Source organism: Plesiocystis pacifica SIR-1, assembly GCF_000170895.1.
Taxonomy (GTDB): Bacteria; Myxococcota_A; Polyangia; order Nannocystales; family Nannocystaceae; genus Plesiocystis; species Plesiocystis pacifica.
On sequence record NZ_ABCS01000226.1, the window covers coordinates 1 to 1631 of the forward strand.

Here is a 1631-nt window from a genome sequence, read left to right on the forward strand (position 1 = left end):
TGTCGGGGCCAGGGAAACCACGAACAGCCTACCTTGTGGAGAGTGTCGAGATGGAGTGCCCGGACGGCGCGACGCCGCCCTGTGCTGAGCACGGCTGAGGATCCCGAGGGGGTAGGCCGAGTCTGAGAGAGAAATCTGCTGGGTCGTTCAGTCCTGTCGAGGAGAGGGAGGTCGAGGGACGTCGACTGGGTCTCAGGAAGACAGCGCGTTGATGCGGTCGAGGAAGGCCTTGCCCTTGGCCGGGTCGCACATGTGGATGTAGGCCGCCATGCCGCGGAGCTGCTCGAGGCTCTCGCCCTTGCCGGGCTTGCCGAGCTCGCGGTTGCGGATCGCCGCCCGCAGCTCGCGGACGACCTTGCGCGGGACCCGGGCCTTGGCCGCGCCCTCGGGCGCCCCGTTGATGACGAGGCCGGTGACCTTCTGGCGCCCGCCCTTGCGCATCACCCGGGTCTTGTGCGGGTGGATGATGAAGCCTTCGTCCTTGACGATGTCCGCCACGGCCTTTTGGAGCCGCCCGACGGGGATCTTGCCGGCGCCGTGGAAGCTGAAGGTGAGGTCGTCGGCGTAGCGCGTGTAGCGAAAGCCCAGCTTGCGGGCCAGGCCGGTCAGGCGGCTGTCCAGGCGCAGGCACAGGGCGTTGGTGATCGACGGGCTGGTCGGCGCGCCCTGGGGCAGGGAGCGCGGGCCCGTGGCGACGTAGTGGGTGCGGCCGTGGAGCTCGATGGACTCGCGCGGGCACTCCGTGGTCAGCAGCGCGAGGACGGTCGCGACCTGCTCGCCGTAGCCGGCCTTGCGCATCATGCCCTTGACCCGCCGAAAGCTCACCGTTGGGTAGAAGTCCTTGACGTCGAACTTGACCACGACCCGGGCCCCGGCGTGCACGGCCGCGTTGGTCACGGTGCTGCGCCCGGTCAGGAAGCCGTGGGCCGCCCCGTGGACCGGGAGGTGCTCGGTGATGTTGCGGGCCACCCAGGTCTGGCAGCGCTTGAGCGTGGGCTTGGGCGCCGAGATCAGCCGCACGCCCTTGCCGCTGCGCTTGGGCACGGTCCAGCGTTGGTAGTGGGTGCCGGTGTCGACCTCGCGGTGGTAGACGAGCCAGCGCAGCTTGGGGATGGGCAGCTCGAGGGCCTTGGCGAGGGCGTGGACGTCTTTGAGCTCCGGGAGCTCGTTGAGCTCGCGGCGCTCGTCGATGCCGGCGATGTCCCAGCGGTCGATGTCCGCGGTGTCGTGGTACCAGACGCCCACACCCACGTGGACGAGGTGGTTTTGGCGGTAGACCTGCCAGGCCTGGCCCTGGAGGACGCGCCGGACCCGACGCTCCTCCTCGCGCTTGGCCTTGTAGGCCTTGCGCTGCTTGTCACTCAAGCGCGAGGTGTCGACCCCGGGGTCTCGCAACCCTCGGCGCTCGAGCTCGGCGTCCACCCAGTTGCGGATGTTACCGGCAGCCTCGATGTCGGCCCACTTGGGCGGCGTGCCTTCTACTTCGGCGGTGGTGTCGTTGGCCATGGCGTGGCGTCTCCTGAGTGGGTGAAGACGCGACGATGGTCGATGAAGAGGAGCGTGACAGCAGCCGGGGTGGAGGAGCCTAGTTCGCTACGATCCCACATGGGACACGGTAGGCTCACCGGTTT

General features: G+C 68.8%; 1 protein-coding gene. It reads right to left on the minus strand.

Annotation, left to right across the window (positions count from 1 at the left end):
- Window positions 1–192: 192 nt before the first annotated feature.
- The gene (locus PPSIR1_RS41355; RefSeq protein ID WP_006977315.1) at window positions 193–1506 is read right to left on the minus strand and encodes a reverse transcriptase family protein; all 1314 of its coding nucleotides are present in this window, start codon (window positions 1504–1506) and stop codon (window positions 193–195) included.
- Between the last annotated feature and the right edge of the window lie 125 nt (window positions 1507–1631).